The sequence below is a fragment of the Veillonella parvula genome (assembly GCF_032550495.1).
GTDB classification, from domain to species: domain Bacteria; phylum Bacillota; class Negativicutes; order Veillonellales; family Veillonellaceae; genus Veillonella; species Veillonella parvula_G.
Genome location: NZ_JAWFZJ010000003.1, coordinates 102,027 through 119,259, shown reverse-complemented (window position 1 = coordinate 119,259; position 17,233 = coordinate 102,027). Strand labels below are relative to the sequence as shown.

The following is a 17,233-nucleotide window of genomic DNA, read 5'->3' as shown; positions in this document are numbered from 1 at the left end:
CATTCTCCAACGTTCCAAGAAACTCCTCTTTGTATTTTCCCCAGTTTTTATGGATAATTAAACTATACTTGATATATGCACCGCAAGTAGTAAGGGTGATTTAGTATGAATCTCTAGATCGTGTAAATTTTTGGAGGTGTCATATGGATTCTCTGACTATTATTTGGGTTATTGTTTGCGCCTATTTATTACTGAATTTATTAGTCGGCGTGTATTGTCATATTCGTGTAAAAGATAGTACTGACTATCTACTCGCAGGTCGTCGTATTGGGGTTCTTATGACGGCAGGCACATTAGCGGCTACAGAAATCGGTGGTGGGAGCACCGTAGGTGTAGCAGCGAAAGCGTATGGTTCGTGGGGCTTATCTGCAGGTTGGTACGTCGTATCTGCAGGGATTGGTGTTATTCTCGTTGCTTTCATCGCACCGCTTTTACGGCGTGCCATGGCAACAACTGTACCGGAGATCATCGGCCGTCGCTTCGGCGCGTCCAGTCATCTCATTACTTCCATTCTGTCCATGCTGGCAACAATTACACTAGCAGGCGTACAGATTACAGCAACTGCAACCATTATTAGCGTTCTCACCGGACTTTCAACAGAGCTCGCCATCCTCATCTGCGGTGCGGTACTCGTAATTTACACCATGTCCGGCGGTATGTGGAGCGTAACGATGACAGACGTTATCCATTTCTTCGTTCTCGTTGGGGGCTTCTCCCTCGCGGTGCCGTTTGTGTTGCACAATGTAGGTGACTGGGAATCGGTAGTGACAAAATTGCCACCTGAACAGCTAGGCTTTACAAAGGTGGGTTGGAAAACCATCATCGGCCTTGTCATCATGTACTTCATGACATTCTCCACAGGGCAAGAGTCAGTTCAACGGTACTTTGCAGCGAAAAATGAAAGAACGGCCGTTCTCGGTTCTATCATTTGCGGGATTATTATGGCTCTATTCGCCTTTGTTCCTGCCGTATTAGGCCTTGTAGCATTAGCTGAGTTTCCGAACATCGAGGCGAACAATGCGGTGGCAACGGTAGCACTTAACCTCATGCCTCCAGTAATGGCGGGCTTCGTTATGGCCGCTGTCGTATCGGCCACACTTTCATCAGGCGCAGGCGACCTATTAGGCGCCGCAACTGTATTTACCAAGGATATTGTGGAACATCATTTTGGTAAAAGCCTCACCGATGATCAGCTCACTAGATATAGCCGTCTATGTGTGCTATTCCTCGGTATCATCGCTATCATAATCTCCCTCGTAAGCAAAGCCATCATTCCGATGCTCGTATTTGCTTTCACAATGAGATCCGCTGGCCCATTCGCCGCATTCCTACTTGGCCTTACTTGGAAAAATGCAACAGCTGGCGCTGGCATTTGGTCCATCGTGCTCGGCTCCATCGCAGGCGTGTACTGGGAATTCGTTGGCAACCCATATGGCATCATGTCTATCATCTTTGGTTCCATCGTCAGCCTCATCGTTTTTGTGGCTGTGGTATTTATTGAAAGATCCATGGGTAAACCACCGGCTCCACCAGCAATTCCTGATGATGTAAAAGAAATATAATCAATTTATTATAATCTGTAACTTAATAATAGACTTAAAAGTGCTATAAAATTACAATTATAAAACCAAAAACTCCTATCGGTGAAAGCCAATAGGAGTTTTCTCATTTTACAATACCATCATCAAACTGTATACCATACACGTGTTCATCATAATTTGACGATATATAATAACCTTACTATAATATAAGAAGATAGTCAGACGAGTCGTAACGTCAGGCGCATCTCGAAATTGAAAAAAGATTAGGAAATGGCCTTTCAGTTATCTAGTTACACTAGGCAACGGAGGGCTATTTGTCTTTTGTGAGACAAATAAGCGCTATTAATGCCTCAAAGGCAATAACAACCGTTATTACCTGTAATAAGAGCATGATTATTTCATAATCACTCATAGGCTTATCCCTCCCTTCAATGACGAAGAGAGGCCCAACCTCGTCTAACTATCCTAAACCTATTATAGAGCGAACTGATATACGATACAATAAGGAACGAATAATAGAAATATACAGATAAATATATAAGGAAAGCCCGTCTTAGGACGGGCTTTTTAGTATTCATAGGATAGTGATTTATTTATATTTTTGTAGTACTCGATCTGCAAATTGAACGGCTAGACCAAGGTAGTTATGAGGGTCCAACATATAGTCGATTTCTGCTTCTGTAAAGGCTTCCGTAACCTCTGGTTCAGCCATCAAGGCATCTTTCATTTGTGCTTCTTCTTCATAGGCTTTCATACATGTACGGTAAACAATGGAATGTGCTGTCATACGCCCCAAACGAGGTGCCAAATGCATCATGATACATTCGCTCATCATCAAGCCACGTAGTTTGTATAGGTTTTGTTCCATATGTTTTGGATATACAATAAGATTTTCTAATACGTCTTTAGATTTTTCTAAAGCAGCAGCCAATAATTCACAGGCTCTTGGGATGGATTCCCATTCTGTTAATAAGCATCCCCAATCGCGTTCATTTTCACAAATCATAGCTTCTGCAATACCAGGAGCAATGGTACGTACGCTACGACAAACAGCGATAATGTTTTCTAATACTTGAGGATTACGTTTATGTGGCATAGTAGAGGAACCAACTTTACCCATGAAGAACGGTTCTTCTAACTCAAGAATTTCGGTACGTTGTAAGCTTAAAATCTCATGAGCAATGCGGCCTAATGTACCGGCACATAAAGCTAGTGTACTAGCAAACTCTGCTTGGCTATCTCGAGCAACATGCCATGAGATGGTCGGTTGACCGAGCCCCAAAATTTCCATCATGCGTTGTTGTGTTTCTAAGCCTTTTTCTGGTTGTGATGCTAATGTACCAACCGCACCAGACATTTGCCCCACAAATACACGTTTTTCAATCTCTTCTAACCGTTGAATATCGCGCCCCAATTCATCGGCCCATACAGCGACTTTATAACCTAATGTAATCGGCAACGCATGAATAACATGAGTACGACCACACATAATGGTATCTTTATATTTTTTTACAAGATTGAGTACATGTTGTTGGCACACTTTCATATCTCGTAAGATAATTTGGTATGCCTCTTTCTCTTGCAAGATAAGACCTGTATCAACAATATCTTGGCTTGTGGCTCCCCAATGGACATATTCGCCTGCATTATCTGGCAGGATTTCTTTGAAAGCTTTCAACAAAGGAACAATGGTAATAGAGGATTTATAGAACTCGCCAATCTCGTCAATATTAAGAGCCTTAGCATCAGCATACTTAACGATGTCTTCAGCTTGAGTTTTAGGAATTACACCAAGCTCACCTTGCGCCTGTGCAAGAGCTGTCTCGGTATCTAACCATTTCTGTACAAGATTTAGATCGCTAAATACACGTCTCATTTCATCAGTACTAAATAATGCACCAAACACTTTACTATCAATTACTGTGCTTGCCATAATATGCTCCTCCTATTCTCCAACTACATCATCGAATTGCACACCATACACATTCATATATGCGGTTTGCCAAGAGTATACCTAATACAAATTATGTTGATTGAATCACTATACTTTATTATACATCTCATTATTAAATTTAATTGTCAGTACTCAAAATAAATCCGTTTAAGAATACTAATCTAATACAATTGTACATATTCATCTTAATTTGATGATATACCTTTATCTCTATAATATTAAAAGATAGTCAGACGAGTCGTAACATCGAGCGCATCTCGAAAATAATGAAATCTTAGGAAATAGCAAATGATATTTATCCTTTGAAAGCTCCCCAATCTTATACACACTAAATAATAAATATAATTACTTAATATATTATAAATATCACTTATTTTATTTCAATAATCCACCCCTCATTTTAAGAGAGAAAGTAACAAAACCTTAAGTATTTATAATACAAAACAATTAAACCCTTAGATTATACATAAGGCACTACCTACAATAATAAGGTAGTGCCTTTCGGTCCCCTAAAAGGGGTTATTTAATTTAACTTTGACAATAACATCATCACTAATAAAATGCTACAAGCCAATTCGTTTCCGACCCCTAATGAGGATTATTTAATTTAACATACAGATGGTACGGCTCATGTATACACTTATAATCCATGGAAGTTTCCGTCCCCATCAGGGGATCATTTAATTTAACCTCACCAACGGCTTTGAAAAAATGCTATTCATGACGCTTGACAGTTTCCGTCCCCATAGGGGATTATTTAATTTAACTAATCAAGCACGTAATTACGTACCAAACCTAACGTAATTATGTTTCCGTCCTCATCAGGGGGATTATTTAATTTAACAAAATGAAAAAGAGACTTGTATATGTTGCTCACCCTTATGGTGGGTTTCCGTCCCCATCAGGGGATTATTTAATTTAACCTGCTTTAAAATGGGCGGCGTCCATATGGATTATTGGATCCATGTTTCCGTCCCCTAATGGGGATTATTTAATTTAACATGTAAACGGAATGCACTTTATGATTCCCAAGACTGCAGCTGAGTTTCCGTCCCCATCAGGGGATCATTTAATTTAACTTTAATAAATGTAAAAAACATAGTTGCAGTTATTGCTATTCTGTTTCCGTCCCCATCAGGGGATCATTTAATTTAACATTGAATAACAAATATTTTATAATACTCTCCTATAAAATAAATTCAGTTTCCGTCCCCATTAGGGGATTATTTAATTTAACATGAAAGAGGTTGAAAGTTTAGTTTACACAGTATCAGATGTAGCGTTTCCGTCCCCATTAGGGGATTATTTAATTTAACAAGACAAGGGTTGACTAGATTAATAGTAATCCAAATTGGGTAGGTTTCCGTCCCCATTAGGGGATTATTTAATTTAACTTGGTTATGAAAGTGCAGTGAAAGAGTCCAAAATCTCCAAATCGTTTCCGTCCCCATTAGGGGATTATTTAATTTAACAGGAAAAGCCTGCCGCTACGAAGAGGCTCCATTATCCACGAGTTTCCGTCCCCATTAGGGGATTATTTAATTTAACGTTCGTAATTCTCATAATTGGTTATTTTTAATAATGGAGGAATTGTTTCCGTCCCCATTAGGGGATTATTTAATTTAACCTACCTTTAGTGGATAAACTCTATACTTGTAACGTGGATGAAAAGTTTCCGTCCCCATTAGGGGATTATTTAATTTAACCCTGTCTTTGAAACAACAGATATTTACTGGTTCTAAAATGCAAAAACCGGCGGAGATTGCAAATTGATCCTAAAAGGCACTTTAGCAAGCTAAAATAACGCCGTTAAACCGCACCACTATCACAACGGCGCAGATTTAATTTATCAGAAGTTAAATTCTAGACCCATTATATCATATAAGAAAATAGATAATACAATAATAGAATCATCAATATAAAACATCAAGTCTTGAAATACTTTTACCAATATTAATGATTCTATTATTATTAATTACACCTCTACATCGTAACAGTATTAATCGAGAGTAACTATTTATATTTAAAGTACGATACAGTCTTGTTCCTTACGTTCTCCAATACCCCAAGTATAGATATTTATAATGTCATCAAGGACATAGACTCGTAAGGAGTCCTCTATAGGATTAATCATCTTACTAGCTCGCCGCATCATAGCATCATATTGTTTCCTATTAAGCAATGCTTCAAACGCAGACTTTTGGACACGAACGCCATAACGTTCCAGGCATTTAACAAGACGGTTACGCGTTTTATTATCCACCACATCATAGATAACTAGGACGATAAACTTTTTCATATCAGTGAATCTCCAATGGCGTATACAAATCTACATCTTCGTGTATAATTGCACTAGCAAATTGCTTGCACTGTTTATAGATAGATTCACGATAGCTTTTACGATCATCAATATATTGATTTTCAGAACGAATTTTCTTATTATAGGCCATTAGAAATGCCTTACGCCCCTCTGCTGTCAGGTAGCAACCTTTATCAGAATTATCAAATTCGGATAAATCTACCATATTACGGCTCACCATAGATAGCACCATAGAATCTATAATTGGCGCCCGCCATTCTTCAATTAAGTCAGATGCGAGGGCTGGATGACCTTTAGCTAGGCTATGCATGACTCCTACAAATGGATGGAGACCTGCATTAATAACACCAGCTAAGATTTCATTAAACAGCATGCTGTAACCTAATCCGAGCATGGCATTAAACGGATCTCGAGGCGGTTGTTTTGTACGTTTTGTAAAAGCAAAGGCAGATGGCACAATTTTACCGAGTGCTTCAAAATAAAGACGACTTATCAGCCCTTCATAGCCCATGAGTTCAGATACACGCATACATTCACCAATATGACTACGTACAGATTTAATATTCGCGATCTGTACATCTATATTAATATCCTCTTCCAAGTTGCGTGCGTAGCGACGAAGAATAGTCAGCTGATTACGCACCTTTGCCCGAATAATTTTACGTGACATAGCCACTCTAAATGCATTATCATCTAACAGATCAAATTGCTTCTTATGTTTGTTAATGTCAATAGTATTCGTATTGATTATAGTACCAAAATACTTGCCATAACCAGATAGCCATGTAATCGGTACGCCACGTTCAATAAAATCAGTTACCAATGAGCTTGTTATAGATACTGAGTCAAAGACAGTAATATCTTCGATTCGCTCTAAAGGAACCTCGAACAATACCTCATTATTACGACCAACTACAACATGACCACCGTCACGCTTGATAAACGATCCTGCTTCTGTAACATATAAGGATGACATATAGTCGCCTCCTTTTATACAAATGAATACGCTAAGGAATCAATTTGGGTCTAAAGATGATAATCTATGAAATTATTCAGTTTAATGAGTTTTCACACTATTGAATTTGTTCTAATACATATGTATTGATGGTGTCGTAGATTAATTCATTTTGTTTTGATGGATTCATTATAGTTGAAAATACAGTTTGAATTAACTCTAAAAAAGACTGCAAAGATTTAATACTAACAGACTTACAAATTTCTACTTCTGTCAACACAACAACTTCATGAGCAATTTTATTACGTATTTTTCTTTCGATATGACGAATATCATTTAACTGCTTTAACAATAAAGGATTAACATTTGGCTGATCCTCTAACATATGTAACATATGATTCAATGAGAGTTGAATCTCATTAAATTGTGGTGTTTTAGTATGTGCATACCATGACGAATAAAGCTGTGGGTGTTTTTCCTTAAAACTTACCATATCAGTACGAGGGCCTCCAGGAGTCCATTTTTCAAATTCATCCCACTTCACATGATACGTCGTGGAAAAATAGTACAACATTAACTCATACATAAAAGGAGTAATTTTTAAAATAAAGTCTTCAATCTGCCCCTGTTTTAAACGAACCTCCATAAGCATTAAAAACTCATGTAATTTTATCCGTTTCCAATCAGTAAATACAGATTTTAACGATAAGTCACCTACCCTATTGATTTTCTCTAAAGCTAATTTATATTCTAACTCTAATCGCAACTTTCCATGTTCAAGTAATGCTAAAATATCGTTATCTAATTCATCGGTAAATGTTTTTTTATAATGCTCATAAAGACTTATAGCCTCTTTATATTTATAGCTATTAATAAGAGTATGGAGAGATTGTTTAAGATTATTACGCTTAATATATCCCATCTGAGGTTCATGGCATCGATTTTCAGTGTCTTCTTGATCATCAAAGTTATTTTCAATAACGATTTCAATATCTTCGTCATCATTAACTGCTGGCTCAGAACGATTAGAGCCACCTTGAGGACTATCGACTTGTATACCTCGTACCGCATCATGCTCTACGCTGAGATAAGACATAATTAACTTCATTTGAGGTGTACCAGAGCTTAAATTTATCAATATCTCTGCATCAGGATACTCTGAAAGCATCTCATAGAAATGGTCAACAAACGGTTGTAAAGTATCAATACGATGTACATCTTCAAGACCGGTACATATAAGCTTGATATCTAAATCAGCTTTCACATGTTTTAAAGCCTTAGAAAATCGACTGTCAGATGCTTCCTTTTGCTCCATCTCCTTACTCAATACGAGGATTGCCATATCTGGATTATAATGCCTCACAATATGAAGCATCCCCCCATCATAGCAACCACGAATAGGATCTGTATCCCCTACTGGGGTATAGAGAATTCTCATTGTACTACCTCACTTTGTACGCCACCCATACCTAATGCGGTCTTAATTCCAAGCCCTGTGAATTGGCTATAGTAGGTCAATAGAGATAAGATGCGTTGCATCACTAAATTTCGCTTAAATTGCATAACAATCTCTCCACGGAAACCACGGATTTTAACCCCTTCTAAACCATACATGCCCATTCGCAAATTATAGTCGCGAATGAAAGCAGCTGATTCAAGTGCAGCTAATAAATCTTCAGAGTCCATCATTTCAAACGTAGTGAACTGGTTCCATTGACGCAATAAATAGCGATAGATACGAAAGGCTTCAGGGAAGATTGTATATTGTTGATCTACTTTAAAGCTTGTTGTAGTCACACACCGCAATTTAGCCTGCGCATATTCTGCTTCACCACTCCAAAACTTAGCCATTAATGCTTCATAAGAGGTTTCCTCTAAAATGGTTCTATCTTGAATATAAATATGCCCTCGTTTTTGTTTCAAAAAAATCTTTTCAGGCATATTTAGTGCTGGTCGCAATATACGCTCAACAGCCTCTGCTGTTACAGCAGAAAGGCGCCAAACATATTGACCTTTTTCTTTATCAAAATAGATATATTGGCTATAAGGACGCAGGCCCGTTTCATGCAACTGACCTGCGTATTCTGTTCCCACTAACTCCATTAAGACGCCATGTAGCACGCTACCTATGGACTGCACAATTTTAATCGATGGGTCTGCTGTTATTCCTAACTCAATGGCCATAATTTCAACATTATCTGCCAATATGAATGCCTCCCATCTCATAATAATTGCCATTCCACTTCACTAATTTAATCGCACGTGGTGCCATAAATTTATCCTTACTATTATGTTTAGCCTTTTGAAAATTTACATCTAAAATGGCTTTAATAATATCAATTCCTGTTTTTTCATCATCTGTGAAAGCAGCCATAATAATAGTTTTTTGAACAAAGCCTGTATTACTGCCAATATAAGCATTAGCTGGCTCTAGAGCTTTAAAAATAGATGGACTTACTTTCTTAAATTTAGAGGCTAATAACTTATGAGTAGCATCAAAATCTTCCTGTAAAATATCTAACACTTGATCGATACTAGTAATCCCTATTTCTTTAGTCATAGCCGTATCAAGAGTTACTGTAAAGGAGAACTTCTGATTTGGTAAAATGCACTCACGATGTACCGAAATAGCGTGAGTGCCATCTTCATCAATACAAGAGTCCTCTTTCTTTAGTACCTCTGTTTGAATCGCACCCATAGGCATGGCATCAGAAACAGAAACACCTCGAAAAGCACTAGCTAAAATACCATTAACTCTCTTTTCTGAATTCCTGAATAGTACTTGTATATTACGATCAATCAACTTGTTCACTTCTCGTAATACAGAACCGATTTCACGTTTACAACGCTTCTTATCATATTGGAAATCTCTATATTTCTGTAAAATTTCCTTTAGTTTTTGTTGCGCTGTAGCTCTAAACCTGGCATCTCTACGGAGTATATGTGAAACAATAGCACTATCAATAACACCTTTAATAGAACTACCAGGGATATAAACATCCCCATTGGCTCCACGAATCTGAGGCGTAATATCATTCAATGAGTTTTTACGCCCTTTATTATATATCGATGATTTCATAATAGAGCCAATAGCAGAACCTAATGTATCTTTTGTTAATTGAGATGCACCAATAGCATTTTTAGCCCAATCATACATAGTTCGACCATTTGGTCTCACCATCTCATCCTGCATATATGCTTCAAACTCTGCTAATTTATTATGACGTGCTAAAAAGCGAAACCACTCGTAGTTATTAAGAAGATATACTTCACCAGCATCGTAATTGTACATATAGTCCTTAGTCGTTAGCTTTTCAGGGCCACCAATATTGGTAGGACTCACAATAGTGAGCGATAGTTGTGCATGATTTATACGATTACTCATAATCCACCCCAATCCATAAGCCCATACCATTACGATATACAGGATGAGGTAAAGTATCCCCCGTAATAGTAAGCATTTGTCCTACTAATGCTTTTGGACAAACAGAGCCTTCCTTAACAACATAATAGGAATTACGTTTTACTTGAGTCGTAGTTCCAGCAGCCCCTACAAAGCCTCCACGCTTTTGTAATTTATAGGAACCTTGTTTTAAAGTAGCCACTTCATCACTAGTCGGAACACAGGCACTAATGCACATCATGTTTCCTTGCTTATTATGAATCAACGCATATAAAGCAGAAATATCTTTATAGATATCTTGAACTTCTAGTTTAATAGGATTGTCAGCTAACTCAAATTTCCCATAACCACCACTGCGTTTACCACCAATACCAGATAGTCCTAAAACTTCAAATATGCCTTCAAATAACTCCCGGCTTGCATCGTCATTAAAACCAGCAATAAAGTATAACCCCGTATGTGACATGAATTGATAGTTGCCCACATAATATGGTCGGCTCATTTCTCCACGCATATTTACCTGCGCAGATGTTTGTTTAGCACCAAAGGTAGGCATATATTTTTGTGAAATATCGGCCTCTATATACTGACTAAAATTTTGTAGCTGTGATGCTCGGATATACTCAATCTTCTTAATCTTCTTTTGCTCTGTCGCTACACGTTTTGTCTCTGCGAAACTTGTAATAGGCAGCTCTTTTGAATCAATTTGCATGATAGGTGTAGGTACATACAATTGATATTCCCCATTATCTATGCAGTACGGAAACAAACTAGATAGTACAATATGTTGATCTTTTACAGAGTCGATAAAAGATTGTAATAAACCTGTATCATGGCAGATTTCATGACAACATGCACCAAATAGTGCATCAGAGCCTAATGTAAGAGAAATAGTTTCTAAACTACCGCCTTCTGAGGTATCCCCGAAATGTACCGGTGTAAGAAAACGCAATGGATATAGATAGTAGTTCATAATAACAACCTACTTTCTTAATATATCTAATAAATCCTGCGTATTAATAGCACTATTACCTGCTGGCTTCACATCATCAATAGAAATATTTACACGACCGTAGCCGCGAGACCCATGACCACCCAAATAGTCGATACCTAGTAATGCAAGACCTTCTTGTAAAATCTTCATATCTTCAGTAACTTCGGCTTCATTTTCAATGTTATATGCAACTTTAAATGTAAATACAGTACCTGCTGGAACACGTTCAATTTGACGAGGGTTAGCACTACCATCAACACGATTAATAGTGTTTTCAAACTTGATTTCACCCATATAAGTATCTGTCTCTATATTAGCAAACAGTTGACGAGTTTCATCTGTGATAAATAAATCATAAAACTGTAAACGAGCTGGTTTTACAGGATTTACGGAGCCAAATAAACGTTTAATTTCTTCTTTATCCTCTTTAATATCATTCATTATATAATCGTTACAATGACTTTTAGCTAGTAGGGTACGTAATTTGCCTTTAATAGAACTACCAGGAATAATTGGCTCTTGAGTAACTACATCACGAATGAATGGTGTATCAACAGAGCCAATAGGTGCAAAATCATTACTAGCCCCAATATGCATACCCGTTTCTAGTTTAATAGTACCTGTAATTAGTAATTTACCACGTAAAGATTTTAATTTATCATTGCTCTCCATGTTAAGCTCCTCCTATTATCGGTTACCAAATGATGGACGATTATTTTGATTAGTATTAAATGCCGGTTCTGGTGATTGAGATAACTCTACAGAACGATATTTATAGAATGCTACTAAAGCCTCTACATATTTACATAGTAAATCAAAACGCTTAACATCTGTGCCAATATCTTCAATCATATTTAAAAGCTTACTAATATCAATCAATTGCTTTACTGGATAAACTTTTTTACCACGACCAACAGACTCTTCAATACGACCAGCTTGATACAAAAGTGTAGTTTTTAAAAAACGTACATCCATTGCAATATCATCAGGTAACTTATCAAAAGCTTTGCTTCTTCGTTGAGCAACACTCAGTTTATTTTTAATTGCTACTACACTAGATAAAATTTTACGTAATTGTGCATATTTTAATAAAAAAGCACTACCGCTTTTATTCTTATCTAACTTATTAATAACGGCCTCAGCCACCTTAACAAGGTCTAAACTCCAATTAAATGTATCTTGTGCCATATAGTTGTCCTCACTTCGTCTCACGCATATAGTAAACAATGAGGTTGCAAGCTGTTAATAATGCTTTACAATCTGCTTCTGTTTGAATCCAAGTATGAATTGCTGTAACAAAATTTTTATATGATCCATACGCAGGATCATGTTTCTTAGGTTCTAAACGGGCTAATAAATAAAGAATACGAGCTACATTAATATGCTTCCCCTGTACTCTATCATTTAAAATTCCTTGTAATAAGTCCATCAACTTATAAACTAAACCTTTCCCTAATTTCAGTTTTGATGGTTGAGCCTCATTAATCCCCGGAATAACAAACAATTGATCTAGTGTATAAAGTTTGTCTTCTATTACATTATCAATGAGCTCCTCCCACTTATACACATGACGACATATACGCTCTTCACCATTTGAATTTGTTTCAAACCCAAACAAGGCAATACTATCTTTGCCATCATTGTCTTTAGCAACACTTTCAAGTAGGCCCGTAATCGCTGCCATTTGGCTTATTGGATAGGATGGAGAAAATAAGGCTAATCCAGCAGACATAGTAATTTTATTATCTGTAACCTCTGCCAGTTTTTCACGAATATCAATTGCTAATTCTAACAATTCGTCCCATGCACCAACAAGGAATACATCGTCACCACCGGAATAAATAACGTGAATTTTTCTAGTCGTAACTTTTTTATTAGCCCAAATAGTAAATGGTGTAACAGATCTACCAAAACCTTGCACATCACCTTGAGCCATTTTATTAACGGCAACCTTAAAGAACATTGCCAAATCACGAGATAAGTCAGCATATCGTGATAAAGTACCATATTTAAATTTATCAGAGCCCTCAGAAATAAAGCCTCCGATAAAGGCAGCACCAAGGTTATCTACGTCTGCTCGCAATACACCAAGTCGCTTAATACCTTTATCATCCCCTAAGCCACTAGATGCGGCAAGTTCTTCAAATTCATAAACTTGACCATTATCCTTGCGTGCTACATAATCCGCTAACCAAATACGATTGAATACATTATGTCCAGTTTTAGCTGTATTCTTAGAGTATATTCTAAAAATCTCATGACTAGATTCAAACTTCTGTAATGATGCTTCAGGGACCACATAAAGATATAACTTCAAATTATCCGCATCACTATTCAAATTATTAACATATACTTCAACCTTAGGGATACTTTCACTATCATCACTCGTATTAGGGCTAGCTAATACAAAGACCGTATCTCGACTGTCAACAATCTGTTCCCCTAAGCGATACAAGCCATTACAAATTGGACAAGCCTCAGCATCGGTATCCTTACCATAAGGCGATAGTATTGCTGTTGAAGTATGGCAAATGGAACATTCTCGCTCACCATGAAGAACTGTATTATACGTACTATTTGGATTAAATAGATCTGTTAGGTGTTGTTCAGAATATCGTTTAGCCTTAGCCTCACCAACAGATTGGCTCACCTTGCGGAATAATGTACGTTGCGATTGAATTAACTCGGCAGCTGTTGCTGTAGCAGAACCAAGTGCTAAATACAATTTAGTACCAAATACGGTTAAGAACCATTCGTTAATAGATTTTTCCATAGATTCAATAGCAGTACAAGTTTTTGTTGTATTAGGAGCCAATACATAAAAATGACCGCCACCATTGTAAATAAGATTTGCCCGAGTTAACTGCAATGCATCTAATAGCTCATCTACAATTTGTTCCATCAAAATTTCTAAATAGAATGAGCGACCACGTAATGATTTCAATGCACCTTTAGACGGAATCGTATAAATAAAATTCTGAATGCCAGAAATATCTCCAGATATTAATCGAAACGCTGGCATTTCGCGAAACTTTTTAGAATTCTGATAACAGTATTCTTTATAATCAGTAATACCTTGCTCCTCAAAATAATGCACCATACTATGTGCCACAGCTGCTGTTATCTTTGAGTGCATATACAAAGAGATATCATTGGCTTGATCTGTTGCCGTACTAGATGGCATATAGGACACAGTGTCTTCATAAATTCTCAACAACTCATTAACGGACATCTTATCTATTGGTTGTTGCTGAAAGTTCTGTACTAACACATCATATAGTGCCTTATATTTATCACTTGATGCACATATAGTTTTATCACTTTCAGGATAATTAAAATGGTCCGACACATCAATGCCACGTAGATAATACTGTAAGGGTTGAGTACTAGTTTTACCGCCAAATACACGGAAGATTGATTGAAGCGCTAACTCTTTATCAAACTTCTGTGTAGAGGTATTTTCACCTTCCTCAAGATCTCGACGATCTACAGCTGCAGCAATATTATCCGCTTCGTACACAATGTATGCATAATCATCATTTTTTAGTTGAACTGCACTAAGCTCTTTCCCGTGATGATACTTCAAACAATGAGTAATACTTTGCTTTAAGCCCATATCGGAAAAATAGGGCTCAATGAAAGCAGCGCCGCGCTTAGAATGTGCATCGGTTCCCTGATTAGCTCGATACACGACTTTGCCGATATCATGAAGCAATGCACCCTTTACCAGTGCATCCCATTTACCCATCACATCGCCTCCAAACTCTACATAAGAAATAAAAAACCTATTGACTTCATTATATATTCATTTCTGTTTAAAACCAATAGAAAAACCATCCGATTTATACAAAAAAACCAGTATATTCACTAAAAAGAATATACTGGCTATATTTTTGTACTTATATGAGTTTTTGACATAAGAACCGGCCCCGTAAGGGGATTATTTAATTTAACTACAAAGCGAGGTGGAAAATCTAAGAAAAGAAAGCAATAAATTGTTTCCGTCCCCATCAGGGGATTATTTAATTTAACCACCCTCGCTTAGTTTTCGCTAGTATCTACACTGAAGCTTTGTGATTTCCGTCCCCTAATGGGGATCATTTAATTTAACAAACCAACTATCTCTGACATTAAACAATACTGTATGGAACGTAAGTTTCCGTTCCCATCAGGGGATTATTTAGTTTAACCGCTATGCAAACACAAAATGAAATGTTTATGGCTATTTTAGCAGTTTCCGTCTCCACCAGGGGATTATTTAATTTAACTTGAGGAGGACGAGGAATAATGGGCTATATGTTAATTGGTTTCCGTCCCCATCAGGGGATCATTTAATTTAACTCATTAGCCTATGATATGGGGTGCGACCTTGACGACCAATTGTTTCCGTCCCCTAATAGGGATTATTTAATTTAACGAGTTGCCTTTGCAGAAGATGGTGCTATTTGGGATCCAGATAACGTTTCCGTCCCCTAATGGGGATTATTTAATTTAACAATGCATGGGAGAATCAATCAAAATTAATTCATCTGAATTAGAGTTTTCGTCCCCATCAGGGGATTATTTAATTTAACTCAAAATAACCGCATGGCGCATGGATACCAAGATATGCTAAAGTTTCCGTCCCCTAATGGGGATCATTTAATTTAACCAACTAAGGTTGCTAATAGATATGAATTTCAAAGCAGATGATTAGTTTCCGTCCCCATCAGAGGATCATTTAATTTAACTAAAGATAAAATGGTGATGTTTGCTAAAAGCCTTATTAATTTAGTTTCCGTCCCCATCAGGGGATCATTTAATTTAACATATGAATTACATTAAGGGGTTGAACCACATTGACTAGAGAAGGTTTCCGTCCCCTAATGGGGATTATTTAATTTAACTATATGTTTATATCTGTATATACGTTAATTTGATACAATGGATGTTTCCGTCCCCTAATGGGGATTATTTAATTTAACAATAAACGTACCGATTAGTTATAAGCACCGCAACGCGGTAGAGTTTCCGTCCCCTAATGGGGATTATTTAATTTAACGATATAGACCTACATATGCGTTAATTTAAAAGAGTATTATTATGTTTCCGTCCCCTAATGGGGATTATTTAATTTAACCGGAATGCCGTCGTGTATGTATGCGTAACCGCTTGGATTATTAGTTTCCGTCCCCTAATGGGGATCATTTAATTTAACAAAATCTAGCAGAAATGAAGGCTCAAAATTCTATGTTAATGTTTCCGTCCCCTAATGGGGATCATTTAATTTAACTTTTCTTGTAACCATTCTTTGAATTGTTTATTAGAAGCATTCGTTTCCGTCCCCATCAGGGGATTATTTAGTTTAACCGAAAGCAATGGTTGGAAAGTTGGTAAAAACTCCATGAAAGAATTTCCGTCCCCATCAGGGGATTATTTAATTTAACAACAAAACGAAAAAGACCTTTTAATTAAATTATTCCAAGCTGGTTTCCGTCCCTATCAGGGGATTATTTAATTTAACTCCATAATTCGCCCTTCCGAGTCTACATAAACCAAAGCCCCGTTTCCGTCCCTATCAGGGGATTATTTAATTTAACTCCATAATTCGCCCTTCCGAGTCTACATAAACCAAAGCCCCGTTTCCGTCCCCATCAGGGGATTATTTAATTTAACTTAAAAGGCTACTGCTTTGAACGCAAACACGGTAGTTTTAAGTTTCCGTCCCCATCAGGGGATTATTTAATTTAACGACAACAACAATCAAGTTATTGCAACTCATATTTACGAATAAGTTTCCGTCCCCATCAGGGGATTATTTAATTTAACTTTTAGTAAATAAATAAACAAGTGAGTTTTAAAAGCGCCAACTGTTTCCGTCCCCATCAGGGGATTATTTAATTTAACAATTAAGAAATTAGCTGATATTACTAATTATAAGAGTATAATGTTTCCGTCCCCATCAGGGGATTATTTAATTTAACCAAGCAGTATCCGATAATGGGTTAGTATGCAAACTCTATGCTGGTTTCCGTCCCCATCAGGGGATTATTTAATTTAACATGGTGAACATTATGGCAACTATCA

At 37.0% G+C, this 17,233-nt stretch carries 11 protein-coding genes and 1 CRISPR repeat array; of the genes, 1 reads left to right on the top strand and 10 read right to left on the bottom strand.

From position 1 onward, the window contains the following. Positions 1-143: 143 nt before the first annotated feature. A complete protein-coding gene (locus E6X37_RS06890) occupies positions 144-1,562 on the top strand; it encodes a sodium:solute symporter family protein (protein ID WP_118091185.1) in 1,419 nt (472 codons plus the stop codon). A gap of 568 nt (positions 1,563-2,130) precedes the next feature. Here the strand turns inward: E6X37_RS06890 and purB are convergent. The 10 genes from purB to cas10 form a co-directional block, all read right to left on the bottom strand. After that, entirely contained in the window at positions 2,131-3,474 is a 1,344-nt protein-coding gene (gene purB, locus E6X37_RS06885; protein ID WP_118091184.1) for an adenylosuccinate lyase, read from the bottom strand. Between the two features lie 909 nt (positions 3,475-4,383). Further along, positions 4,384-5,201: a CRISPR direct-repeat array (repeat unit 35 nt; unit sequence GTTTCCGTCCCCATTAGGGGATTATTTAATTTAAC). Positions 5,202-5,518: 317 nt separating this feature from the next. Next, positions 5,519-5,794: a CRISPR-associated endonuclease Cas2 gene (gene cas2, locus E6X37_RS06880; protein ID WP_008714631.1), complete on the bottom strand. Its 276-nt coding sequence runs from the start codon at positions 5,792-5,794 to the stop codon at positions 5,519-5,521. A gap of 1 nt (position 5,795) precedes the next feature. After that, positions 5,796-6,791, bottom strand: coding sequence for a CRISPR-associated endonuclease Cas1 (gene cas1, locus E6X37_RS06875; protein ID WP_008714629.1), 996 nt, complete (start codon positions 6,789-6,791; stop codon positions 5,796-5,798). Between the two features lie 97 nt (positions 6,792-6,888). After that, complete coding sequence (csm6, locus tag E6X37_RS06870; protein WP_118091183.1) at positions 6,889-8,208, bottom strand: type III-A CRISPR-associated CARF protein Csm6; 1,320 nt, start codon at positions 8,206-8,208, stop codon at positions 6,889-6,891. Then, positions 8,205-8,975, bottom strand: coding sequence for a CRISPR system precrRNA processing endoribonuclease RAMP protein Cas6 (gene cas6 / locus E6X37_RS06865; protein ID WP_118091182.1), 771 nt, complete (start codon positions 8,973-8,975; stop codon positions 8,205-8,207). Before cas6 ends, csm6 begins: the two co-directional genes overlap by 4 nt. After that, a complete protein-coding gene (gene csm5 / locus E6X37_RS06860; protein ID WP_118091181.1) occupies positions 8,965-10,155 on the bottom strand; it encodes a type III-A CRISPR-associated RAMP protein Csm5 in 1,191 nt (396 codons plus the stop codon). The genes cas6 and csm5 overlap by 11 nt, the downstream gene beginning before the upstream one ends. Then, positions 10,148-11,146, bottom strand: a complete 999-nt coding sequence (csm4, locus tag E6X37_RS06855) for a type III-A CRISPR-associated RAMP protein Csm4 (protein ID WP_105087285.1) — start codon at positions 11,144-11,146, stop codon at positions 10,148-10,150. The genes csm5 and csm4 overlap by 8 nt, the downstream gene beginning before the upstream one ends. Before the next feature lie 9 nt (positions 11,147-11,155). Further along, a complete protein-coding gene (gene csm3, locus E6X37_RS06850) occupies positions 11,156-11,839 on the bottom strand; it encodes a type III-A CRISPR-associated RAMP protein Csm3 (RefSeq protein ID WP_316689707.1) in 684 nt (227 codons plus the stop codon). Between the two features lie 15 nt (positions 11,840-11,854). Then, the gene (csm2, locus tag E6X37_RS06845) at positions 11,855-12,355 is read right to left on the bottom strand and encodes a type III-A CRISPR-associated protein Csm2 (protein ID WP_118091180.1); all 501 of its coding nucleotides are present in this window, start codon (positions 12,353-12,355) and stop codon (positions 11,855-11,857) included. 10 nt (positions 12,356-12,365) lie between these two features. Then, positions 12,366-14,915 (bottom strand): type III-A CRISPR-associated protein Cas10/Csm1, encoded by a 2,550-nt coding sequence (gene cas10, locus E6X37_RS06840; RefSeq protein ID WP_118091179.1) that lies wholly within the window; start codon positions 14,913-14,915, stop codon positions 12,366-12,368. Positions 14,916-17,233 lie beyond the last annotated feature (2,318 nt).